We start from the raw sequence: 15,870 nt of genomic DNA on the forward strand, positions 1-15,870 counted from the left end.
CTAATCAGCGGTCTGTCAGTGCCTCCGAAGCTGGTGACACCACCCCCCGGGCCATGCACTCGACAAGGGGAGGTAGTCATGCCAACTCCGAAGGCCGGCAGCCCCATTGCGGGGCTACGAAAACGGTAATGGGGGGGTCGTACGGTCCGTCCCTCCCCCAGACCGCGCGGGGCCCCAACATGCGGGGTGCCGTACAGCCCCTCGCCCGGGCCGCGCGGGGCCCCGACACGCGACTGCCATACGCCCCCTCCGGGCCGCGCGGGCCCCGTCACGCGACTTTCGGACGCCCCCCTCCCCCGAGTCGGGGGCCGCCGGGACCCGGGGCCGGCCGGGGCCTAGAACCGTGTCGCGGGCAGGTCGGCGAGGTCGAGGACGGGGAGGGTGACGTCCGGGTCGTCGAGGCATCGGCCGGTGCGCAGGTCGAACTCCTGCTTGTGCAGGGGCGACGCGACGACGGGGACGCCGTCCCGGCTGCCCATGATGCCGCCCGCGATGACGTCGGCGCCGGAGAACGGGTCGCGGTTGGACACCGCGTACACCTCCCCCGTACGGGACTTGAACAGGGCGGCCTCGCTGCCGTCGGCGAGCTTGGCGGGGCGGCCACGGCCGGGCTCCAGGGCGTCATGGGCACCGAAGTCGACGTGGCCGAAGCGGTCGAGGGCGGCCGGGTCGGCGAGGACGGCGCTCCACTCGTCGCGGTAGGCGGCGACGTGCCGGTCCATCTGCGCTTCGAGCTCGGCGCCGATGCCGAGGGAGTCCTCGATCAGGACAGCCTTCAAGTGGTCGAGGCCGCCGTCGATGCGCTCGATCCACGCGGCGGTGCGCTCCAGGCGTTCGGCGGTGCGCACGTAGTACATGAGGAACCGGTCGACGGTCCTGAAGAGGTCGGCCGTGGACAGGTCGGAGGCGAGCAGATCGGCGTGGCGGGGACGGGCGCCGCCGTTGCCGCAGACGTACAGGTTCCAGCCGCCGGCCGTCGCGATGACGCCGATGTCCTTGCCGCGCGCCTCCGCGCATTCGCGCAGGCAGCCGGAGACGCCGCCCTTGAACTTGTGCGGGGTGCGCAGGCCCCGGTAGCGGTTCTCCAGGTCGATGGCGAGCCGGATGGAGTCGCCCTGCCCGAAGCGGCAGAACCGGGCGCCCACACAGGACTTGACGGCGCGCAGCGACTTTCCGTACGCCTGCCCCGACTCGAACCCGGCCGCGCCGAGGCGCCGCCAGATGTCGGGCAGCTGGTCGGCGCGGGCGCCGAAGAGGCCGATGCGCTGGGCGCCGGTGATCTTGGTGTAGAGCCCGTAGTCGCGGGCGACCTCGCCGACCGCGATGACCTGCTCGGGGGTGACCTCGCCGCCGGGGACACGCGGGATGACGGAGTACGTGCCGTCCTTCTGGAGGTTGGCGAGGAAGAGGTCGTTGGAGTCCTGCAAGGTGGCCTGCTCGCCGTCGAGGACGTGCCCGATGCCGAGCTCGGGGGCGAGGGTGGCAAGGATGTTGCCGACGACGGGCTTGCAGACGGCGCACCCGTCTCCGCCACTGCCATGACGATCCATCAACTCCCTGAAGGAGGTGATGTGTTGCCGGGCGACGACCGCGTAGATCTCGGAGCGGGACAGGGTGAAGTGTTCGCACAGTCCGCGCGGCCTGGTGACGCCCGATGCGGTGAGTTCGGCGTCGAGTACGCCTTGCAGCGATCCGACGCAGCCGCCGCAACCGGTGCCGGCCTTGGTGCACCGCTTGATGCCGGCGATGTCGGTGAGCCCGTGCTCGGTGACGGCGTCGCGCACCTGCGCCTTGGTGACGTTGTGGCAGGAGCAGACGACGGCGTCGTCGGGGAGCGCGTCCGCTCCGGGTGCCTCGCCGCCCGCTGGGGCGATGAACACCTCGGCGGGGCTGGGGAGTTGGCGTCCGGTGTGTGGCTTGAGGGAGCCGTATGCTCCGGCGTCGCCGACCAGGATGCCGCCGAGGAGACGCCCGTCGGGTCCGAGCAGCAGCTTCTTGTAGACGCCCTCGCGCCCGTCGGAGAAGAGCACCTCGACGGCGCCGGTGTCGGAGGCGGCGAAGGGGTCGCCGAAAGAGGCGACGTCGGCGCCCATCAGCTTCAGCTTGGTGGAGGTGTCGGCGCCGGTGAAGGTGCGGCCCGAGCCGCCCGCGAGGCGTTCGGCGACGGTCTCGGCCATCTGGTAGCCGGGCGCGACCAGGCCGTAGACCCGGCCGTCGACGGTCTGGGCGCACTCGCCGACCGCATAGATGGACGGGTCGGTGGTGCGGCAGTACGCGTCCACGGCCACCCCGCCCCGGTCGCCGACGGCGAGCCCGCACTCACGGGCCAGGCGGTCCCGTGGGCGTACCCCGGCGGAGAACACCACGACGTCGGCCTCGATGCGGCGCCCGTCGCTGAGCCGCAGCTCACGCACCCGGCCGGCTTCGTCGAGCTCGACCTCGTGGGCGCCGACGCCGGTGTGCACGGCCACGCCCATGGATTCGATGGTGGTCCGCAGGGCCGCCGCGCCGCCGTCGTCGACCTGGAGCGGCATGAGGCGCGGCGCGAACTCGACGACGTGCGTGTCGAGCCCGAGCGTACGCAGCGCCCCTGCGGCCTCAAGCCCGAGCAGGCCGCCCCCGATGACGACCCCCCTGCGGGCACCCTCGCCGACGTACCGGGTGAGCTGCTCGACGTCGTACAGGGTGCGGTAGGTGAAGCAGCCGGTGGCGTCGGCGCCGGGGATGGGCGGCACGAAGGGGTAGGAGCCGGTGGCGAGCACGAGCGCGTCGTAGGGGACGACGGCGCCGGAGGTGGTGGTGACCGTGCGGGCGGCGGGGTCGACGCCTTCGGCGGGGTCACCGAGCCGCAGCTCGATGGCGTACGCCTCGATGAACTCGCCGTCACAGAGCGAGAGTTGCTGCGCAGTGGCCCCGGTGAAGGCGGAGGAGAGGTGGACGCGGTCGTAGGCGGGGACGTCTTCCTCGGCGAGCACGGTGACGCGCCAGCGGGGGGTGCCGGACGTACTGGGCGCGCTGGACGTGTTGGACGCGCCCGGCCCGGTCAGGCTTCCGAGCTCTGCCAGAGCTTCACGTCCTGCCAGAGCTTCACGTCCTGCCAGGACTTCGCGTTCGGCCAGGGCTCCGCGCTCGGCCAGGGCTCCGCGCTCGGCGAGGGCCTGGAGGAGGCGGTGGCCGACCATGCCGTGGCCGATCAGCACGAGGTGCTGCGCGGGCTGGGGCTGGGGCTGCGCGGGCAGGGGCTGCACCATGGTTCGCTCCGGGACTCGGGCTCGGCTCGGGAGGGCCTCAGGGACTCACTCTCCTTCGACGCTAGCCCGCCCGCCCAGGCCACGGCCCCCGAAAAAGCCCTGCTCACCAGGGCCGTGTGGCCCCCGGGGACCGGGCAGTCGGTCCCCCGTCCGCGTCCGCCCGGCGCCGGCTACTTCGGCGGGTGGAGCTTGCGGAAGTAGGTCCAGCTGGTCTCGTTGGGCTCGCTCCACTTCTCGGGGGCGTGCGCGAACTCGGGGTGGTGGTCGCCGATGTAGGCGCGGGTACGTTCGGGAACTTCGGCGTAGCTGCCGAGCTTGCGGCCCCGGCAGTGGTAGGTGAGCCCGCCGGCACGCTGCCCGCGCGCCATCCAGGGCAGCCACGGCGACATCCGGGTCCACGACATGGTGGCCGGCACGCTGGGCGCGGGGCCCGCGAGGTCGACGCGGTCGGCGAAGAACTGGAACAGTTCGAGCGCCTTGTAGGTGTCGCCGGCGGAATGGACCGGGTACTCGGCGACCGGCAGCGGCGAGGGGTAGGCCAGCGGGATCTCCAGGCTGAAGCAGACCTGCCCGCCGAGCTCGGTGGTGGGCACGGGGAAGGGGCGCCAGCGCTGGTTGGCCGGGTCGTTCCAGATGTGCAGGACGGGCAGGTCCTGCCAGGTGTCGAGGATCTCGCGGGTGACGGGGTCGAGGTAGAAGGCGGCCTCGCGAGTGAGCAGCTGGTACGCGTCCGGTCCGGCGTCCTCGTCGGGGACGAGGCGGGCGACGTTGACGCCCTCGAAGCCGAAGAGGCGCTGGTAGGGCTCGTCGGGGGCCCAGGAGTAGATGTCGCCGGACCACCAGTAGGTCACTTCTTCGCCGCCGAGGGAGGCGCGGGTGCGGGCGAGGTCGCGGAGCGGGTACGGGTGCACGGTCATCCCCTTACTCTGCGCGCCGCCCCGCCCGGACGAAACCCCGCGCCCCTGACGGCGCCGGTCGTGCGCGAACCGTACCCGCGTCTCGCACAGTTCCCCGCGCCCCTGACGGCGCCGGTCGTGCGCGGGCCGTACCCGCGTCTCGCGCAGTTCCCCGCGCCCCTGACGGCGCCGGTCGTGCGCGGGCCGTGCTCGCTTCTCGCGCAATTCCCCGCGCCCCCCCAACTACTCGGTGCCGGCCCGCATGGACATGGTCAGCCCGTCATGGGGGTCCCCCCTGGGCCTTGAGGCCTTGGGGGAGATCGAGGACGAGCGCCCTTCAGGCGCGAACGGGGTCCGGGGCGGAGCCCCAGGAGCCTGGACCTCAGCCCAACTCCCGCCCCCGGAGGGTTTCGGGAAGGGGCGGGGTGGGGCAAAACCCCCCGGGCCGGCCCCACCGCGTCCCTACCGGAAAGGGGAGCCCAACGTCCCCCCACCAGTGGGCTTTCGCCGAGCCCCGCACACCACCCCCCGCGCTAGCGTGAAGATGCCGGGGTGCCACGACACCACCCCGGCACCCACCCGGCCAGGGAACGGCCCCGCACCGGAAGGCCAAGCCACATGCTCGTGCTCGCCGTACACGGCAGCCCCGCCCCCGGCGCGGGCCGGACGACCGCCCGCCTCGTACAGGGGCTGGACCGCCCCACCCTGGTCGGGCACCTGGACGTACAGCGCCCCTCCCTCGCCGACGTCCTCGCGAGACACCCCGGCGCAGTCGTCGTCCCCCTCCTCCTCGGCGAGGGCTACCACCGCCGCGTGGACATCCCCGCCATCGCCCGCCGCTTCCACTGCACCGTCACCGCCGGGCTCGCGGGCGAGCCGGCCGTGGCCCGCGCCGTGCACGAGCGGCTCCTTGAGGCCGGCGGCCCCGGCGACGCGATCGTCGTCGCGGGCGCCGGCTCCACCTGGCCCGGCGGCGTCGACGGAACCCGTGCCGTGACAAGGGAGTTGAGCCGGGCCCACCCCAACCTCCCCGTCGTGGACGCCTACTGCTCCGCCGCACACCCCAGCGTCCCCGACCGCGTCGCGCAGCTCCGCGCCGCCGGGTTCCGACGGATCACGATCGCCACGCACCTCCTGGCCCCGGGCCGCTTCACCCGCGTACTCGAAGAGACCGGGGGCGTGCACGCCGTATCGGCGCCGATAGCCGATCACCCCCTCATCGCGCGCCTTGTGCTGAACCGGTACGAATCGGTGCGGCCCGAGGTGTTGGCCGCCTAGCGCACCGCGCCATCTGGTGTGCTGTGCGCATGCCACGCATGACCGCACGCAGCCGCCACGAGGGCCACCGCGCCTCCACCCCGCTAGAGCTCTTCTTCGACCTGTGCTTCGTCGTCGCCGTGGCCCAGGCCGGTGCCCGGCTCGTCCACTCTCTGGCGGAGGGCCACGTGGGCACGGGCGTCGCCGGGTACGCGGTCGTCTTCTTCGCCATTTGGTGGGCGTGGATGAACTTCACGTGGTTCGCCTCGGCGTACGACACCGACGACGCCCTGTACCGCGTGGTGACCCTGGTCCAGATCACCGGCGTACTGATCCTCGCGGCGGGCGTACCGCGCGCGTTCGACGGTGACTTCACGCTCAGCGTCATCGGCTACATCGTCATGCGGCTCGCGCTGACCAGCCAGTGGCTGCGGGCCGCGCTGTCCTGCGAGGACCGGGACGAGCGCACGATGTGCCTGCGGTACGCGGCCGGGCTCGTGGTGTGCCAAGTGGGCTGGGTCGTCCTGCTGTTCGTCCCCGACGCGGCCCGCAACTGGCTCTTCCCGCTCCTCGCCCTCGCCGAGCTGTCCGTACCGATGATCGCCGAGCGCATCCACACCACCACCTGGCACCCGCACCACATCGCGGAACGGTACGGACTGTTCACCCTGATCGTGCTCGGCGAGACGGTGTCGGCGGCGACCATCGCCGTACAGGAGGCCCTCGACGAACACGACGAGCTGGGTGATCTCCTCCCCCTTGCCGCAGGCGGACTGCTCATCGTGTTCGCCGCGTGGTGGATCTACTTCGCGGCCCCGATCCACGACCACCTGACCTCCAATCGGCAGGCTTTCGTGTGGGGTTACGGCCACTACGTGGTCCTGGCCGGGGCGGCGGCGATCGGCGCGGGCATGGAGGTGGCGATCGAGCAGACCGTGGGCAAGGCCCACATCTCGGCGAACGCGGCGGCTTCCGCCGTGACGGTCCCGGCGGCCCTGTTCCTCCTGACGGTCTGGCTCCTGCACTCCCGTCACTTCAAACGCGGCAAGGCCCAGCAACTGATGCTGCCCGTCGCGACGTTGGCCATCCTCGCCTGCACGTTCGCGGGCCACCTGGCCGTCCCCCTGGCCGGTGCGGTGGCAGTGGCGACGGTCGCGATCGGCTGGACCCTGAACCACCGCAACCCCGAGCCGGCACCGGCACCCTGACCGGCGCGCCACACCCGCCGAATCAGCCGGCACCGCCGACCACCCGGTCGCGATACGCCTGGAACGCGCGCCACCCCGTCACGTCCGGGCCGCTGAGCAGGCGTCCCGTGGAGATGTCCAGGGCCTTGCAGCGAAGGGCCCGAGCGATCCGGAGGACCAGGACGAGCACGTCGTCGCCGGAACCGTAGATGTGCAGCATGACCGTGTCCACGGGTTCGCCCTCGCCGATGTTGAGGTCCATGGACCAGGTGGGGCCCTTGAGTTCACCCCAGGCCGGGTCGGACAAGTCGGCCTCGGGAACACCCTCGCCCAGCGCCGCGAGGACGTCGTGCCGCGCGCCGAGTGCGGGCGGGGTGAAGTCGTCGGGCAGTTCTTGTACGGAGGTGAAGCCCTCGGGCAGGTGGAGCAGCAGGACGTCCCAGCTCATGGCGGCCTTCCGGTAGGACAGTGGTCGACGACACGAAGCGCCGGCCCGGACTCAGCCGTCACCCAGGCCGGGGTGACGTCGGAACCAGCCTGACATCCGCCACTGACATCGACCGCCCGCCCCAACTGGCCTGCGGACACCCGCCCTTGAGAAGCCGCATCAAGGCTGACCAACGTCCCCGCCACGGGTGAACCCATAGTGATCAGGCACGGCCAGACCGAGTGGAGCCTGACGGGGCAGCACGCGGGCCGGACCGATGTACCGCTGACCACGGCGGGGGACCTGTGGCGCGACGGGGTGGTCCCGGGCGACGCCGACCACCCGGGCGAGCAGCTCACCCAGGTCGCCACCCGCACCGACGCGGCCCTGGCTCCTCGGAGCGCCTGAGCCCGGCAGGCGCGCCAAGGCGGATATGCAAGCCCTCGGGAATGAATCCTGAGGGTCCGCGGCTGTCGATCAAGCCGGGATGATCGCAACGGCCCGGCTCCGTATGTGTGCGGTTTTGAGGGAGTGACAGCAGTATGTCCGTTACACAGCCTGCCGCGGAGCGTGTGCGTGTCTCCGCGGAACCCGACTGGTACGAGTCGGCCGGTATATCGCTCGGCGTCCGGGTCGGAAACCTGGTCTTCACATCAGGGCAGGCACCGATCGATGCCCAGGGAGCCACGGTCGGCACCGGGGACTTCGAGACGCAGGCCCGTCAGGCGCTCGCGAATCTGTCGACGGTGCTCACCAACGCGGGCTCCAGTCTCGCCGACGTGGTCAAGGCGACCGTGTTCGTCACGGACATCGCGCAGCAGGACGTCTTCGCGAGGTTGCGCGCGGAACACTTCCCGGACGAGCCGCACCTCGCAGAGTCGTTCGTAGAGGTCTCCGCACTCGCCGACCCTGAGTGGATGATCGAGATTGAGGCCATCGGGCTCGTCCGCTGACGCGGGGTACGCATAGACCCGTCGGCAGGCTTACGAGCCGGGCCCGGTGCATCGATCCGGCCCCGGTCAGTGCCCCTGCCCCGGCTCCCCCGGGTGGCGAGGATGCGCCCGCACATCGCGGGACGCCTCGTACCGACCCGTCTGATCGCCGGCCCCCTCCGCCTCGGCGAGCCGGAGCATGGCCCGCGCGCAGCCGTCACAGCCGTCGACGGGTTCGGCTTGGTACAGCCACGCGTCCAGGCCCGCCGACGGCTGCACGGCCCACATCAGCGCTCACCTCCTACGGGGGTGCCGTACATCTCGGCGCGCCGGCGCTCGGCTTCGGTGGGCGCACGCAGGCGGTGCGGGGCCACGGCCCATTCCCGGCCGCCGCCGGGTGGCCGCATGAACACCGACCCGGCGTACCGGCCGACGATTTCCCCGACGCGTCCGGTGTCCATGTCGACGACGTACCGGTCACCGTGCATTCTGCTCGCCTCCGCACTCCGTTCCGCCCCTCGTTCGGGGCGGCTTTTCCTGGCAACCCTCAACCTGCCTTTCTGGTAGCTAGGTTGGGAGTGCCCAAGGCTCTAAGAGCGCGAATTAGAGAGGAGCGAGGACCTGTGCCGAACACACGGCCGGAACCAGAGCTCTCCCCAGCGTGGTTCCTGGGACAGGAAGTCCTGCGGTTGCGCCGCGCCCTGGGCTGGTCACAGTCCACGCTGGCGGACAAGGCGCATATGGCGGTGTCCCGGATCGGACAGATCGAGAACGCCACGATTCCGGCGACGCTCGACAATGCGCGCGATCTCGATGCGGCGTTCCGGACGGACGGCATTCTTGAACGTCTCATGGTGCTGGTGGAGAACCCGCCGACCATCCCGGACTGGCTCGCCCTGTTCATTGGATTCGAGGACCGGGCCGTAAGCATCAGCGAGTACCAGCCGATGGCCGTGCCCGGACTACTGCAGACCGAGCCTTACGCCCGGGAGCTGTTGAGCCTGGGGCGGCTGGGCCGCATAGGGCCTGCGGACGCCATCGACGTTCAGCTTGAAGCACGTATGAGGCGGCAGGAGATCATCAATCGAACGCAGCCGCCCGCGCTGTGGTTCATCGTCGAGGAGTCCCTCCTGCGTCGCCCGGTCGGTGGGCCCCTCGTCATGGCGGAGCAGTTGGGGCACATGGTCACCATGTCCGAGCACCCGGCCGTGCACCTCCAGGTACTTCCCGAATCGATCGGTGCGCACCCCGCCCTGGGCGGCGCACTCACGGTCCTCGCTCTTCCGGAAAGGGCCAACGTTGCTTACCTGGAGGGTTCCTCCAGCGGACAACTCTTCGAGGAAGCACAAGCCGTGGCGCGCTACGGACTGATCTACGATCACCTCCAAGCGCACGCTCTCACGCCCCGTGAGTCGGTAGCCCTGCTCCGGCTCGCACAGGAGGACATGATCGAGATGAGTAAAACTCACCCGCAACACGACCTGACCGGGGCCGACTTCCGCAAGTCGACGCGCAGCAATACCGAAGGGCAATGCGTCGAGGTAGCCCTGAACCTTACTGCCGTGGTGCCTGTGCGCGACTCGAAGTTCGGCGTGGAAGAAAGCCCGGTGATGACCACCTCCCCCGCCGCCTGGGCCGCCTTCGTCGCGACGCTGAAGGGCTAGCCGGGGTCAAGGTCCAGCGGGGCCCGTCCGGGGTTGGCCGGGGCGTGGTAGGCATGCCCCATGACCACCAACTCCCTCACCGACGTCCCCGGGTTCCGCGTCGGGCACGCGGTCGTGGCCGGGCCCGACGCTCTGAGCGGGACCACCGTCGTGCTCGCGCCGGTCGGCGGGGCCGTCGCCGCCGTCGAGGTGCGCGGGGGCGGGCCCGGTACGCGGGAGACCGATGCGCTCGACCCCAGGAACGTCGTCGAGCGCATCGACGCCGTCGTTCTCACCGGCGGCAGCGCGTTCGGGCTCGACGCCGTGGGCGGGGTCATGGCCTGGCTGGAGGAACAGGGGCGCGGGGTGCGGGTGGGGCCCGAGCCGCGCCACGTCGTGCCGGTCGTGCCCGCGGCCTGCGTGTTCGACCTGGGGCGCGGCGGCAACTGGCTGGCAAGGCCCGACGCGTCGGTGGGGCGGGCCGCCGCCGAGGCGGCCGGGGCGGCCGGGCGCGAGGTCGCCGAGGGCAACGTGGGGGCCGGGACCGGCGCCGTGGTCGGTGGGCTCAAGGGCGGGGTCGGCACCGCGAGCGTCACCCTCGCCTCCGGGGTCACCGTCGCCGCGCTCGCCGTCGTCAACGCCGTCGGCTCGCCCGTCGACCCGTACACCGGCGTGCTGTACGGGGAGTACGGGGCGGGCCCGTTGCGTATCCCCGACCCCCGCATCCACGCGGCCGCGCAGGAGCAGATCGAGCGCTCCCGCGCACGCATGGGGCTTCCCCCGCTCAACACCACGCTCGCCGTCGTCGCCACCGACGCCCCGCTCAGCCGGCCGCAGGCGCAGAAGCTCGCCGGAACCGCACACGACGGGCTGGCCCGCGCGATCCGCCCCGTCCATCTGATGCACGACGGGGACACCGTGTTCGCGCTGGCGACCGGGGCGCACGGGGCCACCGAAACCGCGGATGCGCCCGGACCGCTGAGCCCCGAGGAGTTGAACGACGTCCTGGCCGCCGGGGCGGACGTCGTGGCGCGCGCGATCGTGCGGGGCGTGCGCGCCGCCGAAAGCGTCGAAGGACACACGGGACTCAGCGGAGAGGCCGGGGGGACATTCCCCTCTTATAGGGATCTGTACGGGAGTTGAGGCCCCGTAAGCCTTCAATGTGACGGCCGTCACATTCTGAGCTCGCAACCATGTGGTCCATTTGGGTGCTCTATGCCCGTACTGGATTCAATTCGCAGTCCATCACGCAGACATGGAGCAGCCCGTGACACCGCCCGCGTCGGACAACGCAGCGCAGCCTCAGCAGTTCAGCATCCCGCGCACCGCGCGTCCGCACGCCCGGCGTCGTGTCCGGCTGATCGCGGGCGCGGCCGGCCTGCTGGTCGGCGCGCTCGCGCTGACCGCCTGCGGCGGCGACGCCAAGGCGAACGACGACGCCAAGAGCGGCAAGGGCTCGGACGCCGCGGCCGCCAAGGACGCCTCCACGCTGAAGATCACCATCTCGGCGAAGGACGGCTCCACCAACGCCTCGATCAACGACGTCACGGTCAAGGCGGACGGCGGCAAGCTCTCCGACGTGACGATGACCGAGGCGCAGGGCGGCAAGACCGTGGCCGGCACGCTCGCCGCCGACGGGCTCTCCTGGAAGCCGACCGGCAAGGTCGAGCGCGGCACCCAGTACAAGATCACCGCGAACGGCAAGGACGACAAGGGCCGCCCGGCGACGGAGAACTCGCAGTTCACCACCGTCTCCGCCAAGGACAGCTTCATCGGCACCTACACCCCCGACGACGGCTCGACCGTCGGCGTCGGCATGCCGGTGTCCTTCACCTTCAACAAGGCGATCACCAACAAGAAGGACGTCCTCTCCCACATCACGGTCACCAGCAGCAGCGGCCAGCAGGTCGTCGGCCACTGGTTCAACTCCACCCGCCTGGACTTCCGGCCGGAGGAGTACTGGAAGGCCGGGTCCAAGGTGACGATGAAGATCGACCTGGACAAGGTCGAGGGCGCCAAGGGCATTTACGGCGTGCAGAAGAAGGACGTCTCCTTCACCATCGGCCGCAACCAGGTCTCGACGGTGGACGTGAAGACGCAGGAGATGACCGTCCAGCAGGACGGCAGGACCATCAAGACGATCCCCGTCTCGACCGGCAGCGCCGCGCACCCCACGTACAACGGGCAGATGGTCATCTCCGAGAAGTTCACGCAGACCCGGATGAACGGCGACAGCGTGGGCTTCGGCGGCGAGTACGACATCAAGGACGTGCCGCACGCGATGCGCCTGTCCACCTCCGGCACCTTCATCCACGGCAACTACTGGGGCGACCCGTCGGTGTTCGGCAACGAGGGCACCAGCCACGGCTGCGTCGGCATGCGCGACGTGAAGGGCGCCGCGGGTGACACCACGGCCAAGTGGATGTTCGACCACAGCCTCATCGGTGACGTCGTCGTCGTGAAGGGCTCGCCCGACAAGGTCATCCCCCCGGACAACGGCCTCAACGGCTGGAACCTGTCGTGGGCACAGTGGACGGCGGACAGCGCCTCCTGACCAACTCCCGTCCCGCAGACGGAACTTCACCGGCCGGTAACCCAAACGTGGGGTGCCGGCCGGAAAAGTTTCGGCCATGCCCGCTGCGCGATCGGGCCCCAGGGGCTACGTTGAGCACCTTCTACGTGACCAACAGCGACGGCCAGGAGAAGCCTTGGTGCTCCATGTGCCCCACCCGCTCTACGGCGAGCGCGGCCCCGGTGACGAATCGGCTCAGGAACAACTGGCCACACTGCTCGGGCGGGCCCTGAACTCCTTCGACCTGCCGGACGAGCTCGTCGAGCGCCTCGACTCCGCGATGGCGCACACCACTTCGCTCCACTCGTCCCTGCACACCTCGGCGGCGGGACCGGACGGCCACCGCCTGAGCCGCGAGACCTACCGGCACTGCTATCTGCTCCTGGACGGCACCACCCTCACCCTGTGGGAAGTCGCCCATCACGACGGCCGCGAGTACGCGCACGAGGTGTACGCGGCCGAGGAGGAGGCCCGTATCGCCGCCGCGCGGCTGCGCCGCAGGCACCTCCCGGCGGACGCGCCCACCGGAGCCGAGCAGGGATACGCCGAACTCCAGGATTTCGCGGACTGGGAGGCGGGGCTCGGGCCCGACGCCTTCGCGGAGCCCAGGCGCGTCACCCCGCACACCGGGCTCCTCCACCCGTACGCACCCGACGACTCCGCGGACCACGCACGGCGGTTGCTGCGCCGCGCCGAGAACCGGGACCAGCCGGGCCACCGCACCGCGCTACGGCTGCGGGCCGCACATGCGCACTGGATCAGCCAGACCTTCGGCAGCCACTGCCGTGCGGCCGGACGCGACGCCGCGTTCACGCTGTACGAGCACGCGTTCCTGCTGCTCGACGGCAGCGAGCTGAGCCTGTGGGAGGTCGAGCACACGGCCACGCCCGACGGCCGCCACATGTGCGAGGTGTACGGCAGCGAGCAGGCGGCCAGAACCGCCATGGAGCGCCGCGCACGCGTGAGTTGAGGCACGCATGAGTTGAGGCACGCGCGGGTTGAAGCACGCATTAGTTGACGCCGGGCGGCGTGGGGGTGCGCGCGCATGTTCCCGCCCGCCCGGCTCACACTCGCACCGTCCGTACGGTCAGGAGCGGCGCGGGTCCAGCTGACGCATCAGGCCCGCGAACGCGGCGCGCTCGGCCTCGGTGAGGGCCACCGCCTCCTGCGCGGGCGGCCCGGCCTGCCGGCCCACCGCCCGCAGTGAGCGCACGGCGTGCCACTCCGCCCGGTCGGCGCGCTCCCGGCGCAGCACGCGAACCAGTCCGACGACCCAGGCGACACTCGCCGCAGCGAGGACGGAGAGGCCTATCTGCTGAATGATCGTGATGTTCTGAGCCACGCGCCCCAGTAGACAACACCGCCGGGCCTTACGGCAGGGGGTGCAGGGGCTTTGGTCCTCAAGTGGTACATGTCACGTCATGACCGTCGAATGCGCCCGGCCTTGAGAGGGGCGTTGAGGATGGTGGTCGGCGCGGGAGCGCCCCGCCCCCTCCCGGTACGCCCCGCCGCCCTCCCGGAACGCCCCGCCGCCCTCCCGGAACGCCCCGCCGCCCTCCCGGTACGCTCCCTGGCATGAGTCCATGGCCGCCGGAACTGGAACCGCTGCCCGAGCCCGAGCCCGTGTTCACTCCGGAGATCACCGAGGCGGACTGCCGTAAATGCGGCACCCGTGTGGCGGGGCTCGACGGCCGGTACGCGTGTGGTGTGTGCGGCTGGACCAATGACTGGTCGGAGGGTCATCGCCCGCTGCCGAGCGGCGAGGACGACCCCGACTACCCGGGCCCGGACGGGCCGGGCAACCGCCTGACGCGCTGAGCCGTCCCCCGCGTCGCATCCGGCCTGGTTCGGCGGCCGGAGCGGTTCAGGGCGCCGGTTCCCTCAACGGCCGCTCCAGCGGCACCGCTTCGGTGATGGTGACCGCGGACGGCGCGAGGTCGGCGGGCGCGGGCGGCACGCTGCCGGGGAGGCGGACGGCGGCCGCGCCGTGGGCGACGGCCGCGGCCAGCGCCCGGGGGCCTTCGCCGCCCGCGGTGAGGAACCCGGCGAGCGAGGCGTCACCGGCCCCGACCGTGCTGCGTACGGCGTCGACGGGCGCACAGGCGAAATAGGTACCGGACGCGGAGAGCAGGAGCTGGCCGTCCGCGCCGAGGCTCGCGAGGACCGCGCCCGCCCCCGACTGCCGCATCTCCTGCGCCGCTTCGACCGCGTCGCCGATGGTGGCGAGGGGACGGCCGACGGCCCGGGCGAGTTCCTCGGCGTTGGGCTTGACCACATCGGGGCGTTCGCGCAACGCGGCGACGAGGGAGGGCCCCGAGGTGTCGAGGGCGACCTTGGCGCCGGCTTCATGGGCGCGGGCGACGAGGTCGGCGTACCACCGGGGCGCAAGGCCGGGCGGCAGGCTGCCGCAGCAGGCGATCCAGTCGGCGCCCACGGAGTGCTCACGCACGGTGGCGAGCAGCAACTCGCTTTCCGCCGCGCTCAGTTCGGGCCCGGGTGCGTTGATCTTCGTCAGGGAGCCGTCGGGTTCGACGACCGCGATGTTGGAGCGGGTGCGCCCGGCGACGGGGACGACGGCGACCTCGATGCCTTCGGCGGCGAGCAGCTCGGCGACGAGCGCGCCGGGGGCGCCGCCCAGCGGCAGCACGGCGAGCGTGCGGTGCCCGGCGGCGGCGACGGCCCGCGAAACGTTGACGCCCTTGCCGCCCGGGTCCACGCGCTCGCTCGTCGCCCGCAGCACCGAGCCGCGGCGCAGGCCGGGCACCTCGTAGGTGCGGTCGAGGCTGGGGTTGGGCGTGACGGTGAGGATGTTCATACGGTGACCACGGCCGTGCCGGCGGCCTCGATGACGGCGGCGTCCTCGGGGGCGAGCCCGCGGTCGGTGATCAGGACGTCGACGTCGGCCATGTCGGCGAAGCGGGCGAAGTGTTCCTGGCCGTGCTTGGTGGAGTCCGCGAGCAGCACGACCCGGCGGGCCGCGCCGATCGCGGCGCGCTTCACGGCGGACTCGGCGAGGTCGGGGGTGGTGAGGCCGTGCGCGGCACAGAAGCCGTTGGCGCCGAGGAAGATGACGTCGGCGCGGATCTCGCCGTAGGCGCGCAGCGCCCAGGCGTCCACGGCGGCCCGGGTGCGGTGGCGGATCCGGCCGCCGACGAGGTGGAGGTCGATGGCGGGGTGGTCGGCGAGCCGGGCCGCGACGGGCAGGGCGTGGGTGACGAGGGTCAGACCGCTCTCCAGGGGCAGCTCGGCGGCGAACCGGGCGATGGTCGAACCGGCGTCGAGGATGACGCTGCCCTCGGTGGGGAGTTCGGCGAGGGCGGCCCGGGCGATGCGGTGCTTCTCGTCGGCGGCGGTGGACTCGCGCTCGGCGAGGTCGGGTTCGAAGTCGAGCCGCCCGGCCGGGATGGCACCACCGTGCACCCGGCGGACCAGGCCGGCCCGGTCGAGCGCCTTCAGATCGCGCCGTACGGTCTCGGCGGTGACCTGGAAGGTCTCGGCGAGCGAGAGCACATCCACGCGCCCGCTCTCCCGCGCGATCCGAAGGATCTCCTGCTGCCGCTCCGGTGCGTACACGTTTGATTACGTCCGTTCCCTGCCCGAACTTGTGGTTGCTCAGCCAGGTTACGACCGTGCGGTCGTTCCGTACGTCGATCGGAGGGCCCTGCGGGCACAAACGGGCTTCGGTCCCTGGTGATCTTTCCCACG

The 15,870-nt window shown here is 71.7% G+C and carries 17 protein-coding genes; 9 read left to right on the forward strand and 8 right to left on the reverse strand.

The window, feature by feature from the left end; all coding sequences use genetic code 11:
* Window positions 1-335: 335 nt before the first annotated feature.
* Both nirB and AB0D31_RS18300 read right to left on the reverse strand, forming a co-directional pair.
* Window positions 336-3,251, reverse strand: coding sequence for a nitrite reductase large subunit NirB (nirB, locus tag AB0D31_RS18295; RefSeq protein ID WP_362723767.1), 2,916 nt, complete (start codon window positions 3,249-3,251; stop codon window positions 336-338).
* Between the two features lie 170 nt (window positions 3,252-3,421).
* Complete coding sequence (locus tag AB0D31_RS18300; protein ID WP_362723770.1) at window positions 3,422-4,168, reverse strand: DUF1838 family protein; 747 nt, start codon at window positions 4,166-4,168, stop codon at window positions 3,422-3,424.
* Window positions 4,169-4,765: 597 nt separating this feature from the next.
* Here AB0D31_RS18300 and AB0D31_RS18305 point away from each other — a divergent pair.
* Window positions 4,766-5,425 (forward strand): CbiX/SirB N-terminal domain-containing protein, encoded by a 660-nt coding sequence (locus AB0D31_RS18305; RefSeq protein ID WP_362723772.1) that lies wholly within the window; start codon window positions 4,766-4,768, stop codon window positions 5,423-5,425.
* A 29-nt stretch (window positions 5,426-5,454) separates the two neighbouring features.
* Complete coding sequence (locus AB0D31_RS18310) at window positions 5,455-6,612, forward strand: low temperature requirement protein A (RefSeq protein WP_362723775.1); 1,158 nt, start codon at window positions 5,455-5,457, stop codon at window positions 6,610-6,612.
* 22 nt (window positions 6,613-6,634) lie between these two features.
* Here the strand turns inward: AB0D31_RS18310 and AB0D31_RS18315 are convergent, their stop codons facing one another.
* Entirely contained in the window at window positions 6,635-7,039 is a 405-nt protein-coding gene (locus AB0D31_RS18315) for a hypothetical protein (RefSeq protein WP_362723776.1), read from the reverse strand.
* 198 nt (window positions 7,040-7,237) lie between these two features.
* Here AB0D31_RS18315 and AB0D31_RS18320 point away from each other — a divergent pair, with 198 nt between their 5' ends.
* Together AB0D31_RS18320 and AB0D31_RS18325 are read left to right on the forward strand one after the other, a co-directional pair.
* Window positions 7,238-7,426, forward strand: a complete 189-nt coding sequence (locus AB0D31_RS18320; RefSeq protein WP_362723778.1) for a histidine phosphatase family protein — start codon at window positions 7,238-7,240, stop codon at window positions 7,424-7,426.
* Between the two features lie 134 nt (window positions 7,427-7,560).
* On the forward strand, window positions 7,561-7,971 hold the full coding sequence (locus AB0D31_RS18325) for a RidA family protein (protein ID WP_362723781.1): 411 nt from the start codon (window positions 7,561-7,563) through the stop codon (window positions 7,969-7,971).
* A gap of 66 nt (window positions 7,972-8,037) precedes the next feature.
* On the opposite strand, the gene AB0D31_RS18330 is transcribed toward AB0D31_RS18325, so the two are convergent.
* Together AB0D31_RS18330 and AB0D31_RS18335 are read right to left on the reverse strand one after the other, a co-directional pair.
* On the reverse strand, window positions 8,038-8,238 hold the full coding sequence (locus AB0D31_RS18330) for a hypothetical protein (protein WP_362723783.1): 201 nt from the start codon (window positions 8,236-8,238) through the stop codon (window positions 8,038-8,040).
* Window positions 8,238-8,438, reverse strand: coding sequence for a hypothetical protein (locus AB0D31_RS18335; RefSeq protein ID WP_362723785.1), 201 nt, complete (start codon window positions 8,436-8,438; stop codon window positions 8,238-8,240). The genes AB0D31_RS18330 and AB0D31_RS18335 overlap by 1 nt, the downstream gene beginning before the upstream one ends.
* Window positions 8,439-8,573: 135 nt before the next feature.
* Here AB0D31_RS18335 and AB0D31_RS18340 point away from each other — a divergent pair, with 135 nt between their 5' ends.
* The 4 genes from AB0D31_RS18340 to AB0D31_RS18355 all read left to right on the forward strand — a co-directional run bounded on the left by AB0D31_RS18340 (window position 8,574) and on the right by AB0D31_RS18355 (window position 13,135).
* A complete protein-coding gene (locus AB0D31_RS18340) occupies window positions 8,574-9,614 on the forward strand; it encodes a Scr1 family TA system antitoxin-like transcriptional regulator (RefSeq protein ID WP_362723788.1) in 1,041 nt (346 codons plus the stop codon).
* Between the two features lie 60 nt (window positions 9,615-9,674).
* Window positions 9,675-10,736, forward strand: a complete 1,062-nt coding sequence (locus AB0D31_RS18345) for a P1 family peptidase (RefSeq protein WP_362723791.1) — start codon at window positions 9,675-9,677, stop codon at window positions 10,734-10,736.
* A 112-nt stretch (window positions 10,737-10,848) separates the two neighbouring features.
* Entirely contained in the window at window positions 10,849-12,147 is a 1,299-nt protein-coding gene (locus tag AB0D31_RS18350; protein ID WP_362723793.1) for an Ig-like domain-containing protein, read from the forward strand.
* Between the two features lie 166 nt (window positions 12,148-12,313).
* The gene (locus AB0D31_RS18355) at window positions 12,314-13,135 is read left to right on the forward strand and encodes a DUF6227 family protein (RefSeq protein ID WP_362723960.1); all 822 of its coding nucleotides are present in this window, start codon (window positions 12,314-12,316) and stop codon (window positions 13,133-13,135) included.
* A gap of 117 nt (window positions 13,136-13,252) precedes the next feature.
* On the opposite strand, the gene AB0D31_RS18360 is transcribed toward AB0D31_RS18355, so the two are convergent.
* Window positions 13,253-13,507 (reverse strand): hypothetical protein, encoded by a 255-nt coding sequence (locus tag AB0D31_RS18360; RefSeq protein ID WP_362723796.1) that lies wholly within the window; start codon window positions 13,505-13,507, stop codon window positions 13,253-13,255.
* 233 nt (window positions 13,508-13,740) lie between these two features.
* Between AB0D31_RS18360 and AB0D31_RS18365 the strand changes: the two genes are divergently transcribed.
* Window positions 13,741-13,983 carry a hypothetical protein gene (locus tag AB0D31_RS18365; protein WP_267052727.1) on the forward strand — a complete coding sequence of 81 codons (243 nt, stop codon included), beginning with the start codon at window positions 13,741-13,743 and terminating at the stop codon, window positions 13,981-13,983.
* 46 nt (window positions 13,984-14,029) lie between these two features.
* On the opposite strand, the gene pfkB is transcribed toward AB0D31_RS18365, so the two are convergent.
* Both pfkB and AB0D31_RS18375 read right to left on the reverse strand, forming a co-directional pair.
* A complete protein-coding gene (gene pfkB, locus AB0D31_RS18370) occupies window positions 14,030-14,980 on the reverse strand; it encodes a 1-phosphofructokinase (RefSeq protein ID WP_362723799.1) in 951 nt (316 codons plus the stop codon).
* On the reverse strand, window positions 14,977-15,738 hold the full coding sequence (locus AB0D31_RS18375) for a DeoR/GlpR family DNA-binding transcription regulator (protein ID WP_362723801.1): 762 nt from the start codon (window positions 15,736-15,738) through the stop codon (window positions 14,977-14,979). Before AB0D31_RS18375 ends, pfkB begins: the two co-directional genes overlap by 4 nt.
* Window positions 15,739-15,870 lie beyond the last annotated feature (132 nt).

The organism is Streptomyces sp. NPDC048361 (assembly GCF_040651795.1).
GTDB lineage: Bacteria > Actinomycetota > Actinomycetes > Streptomycetales > Streptomycetaceae > Streptomyces.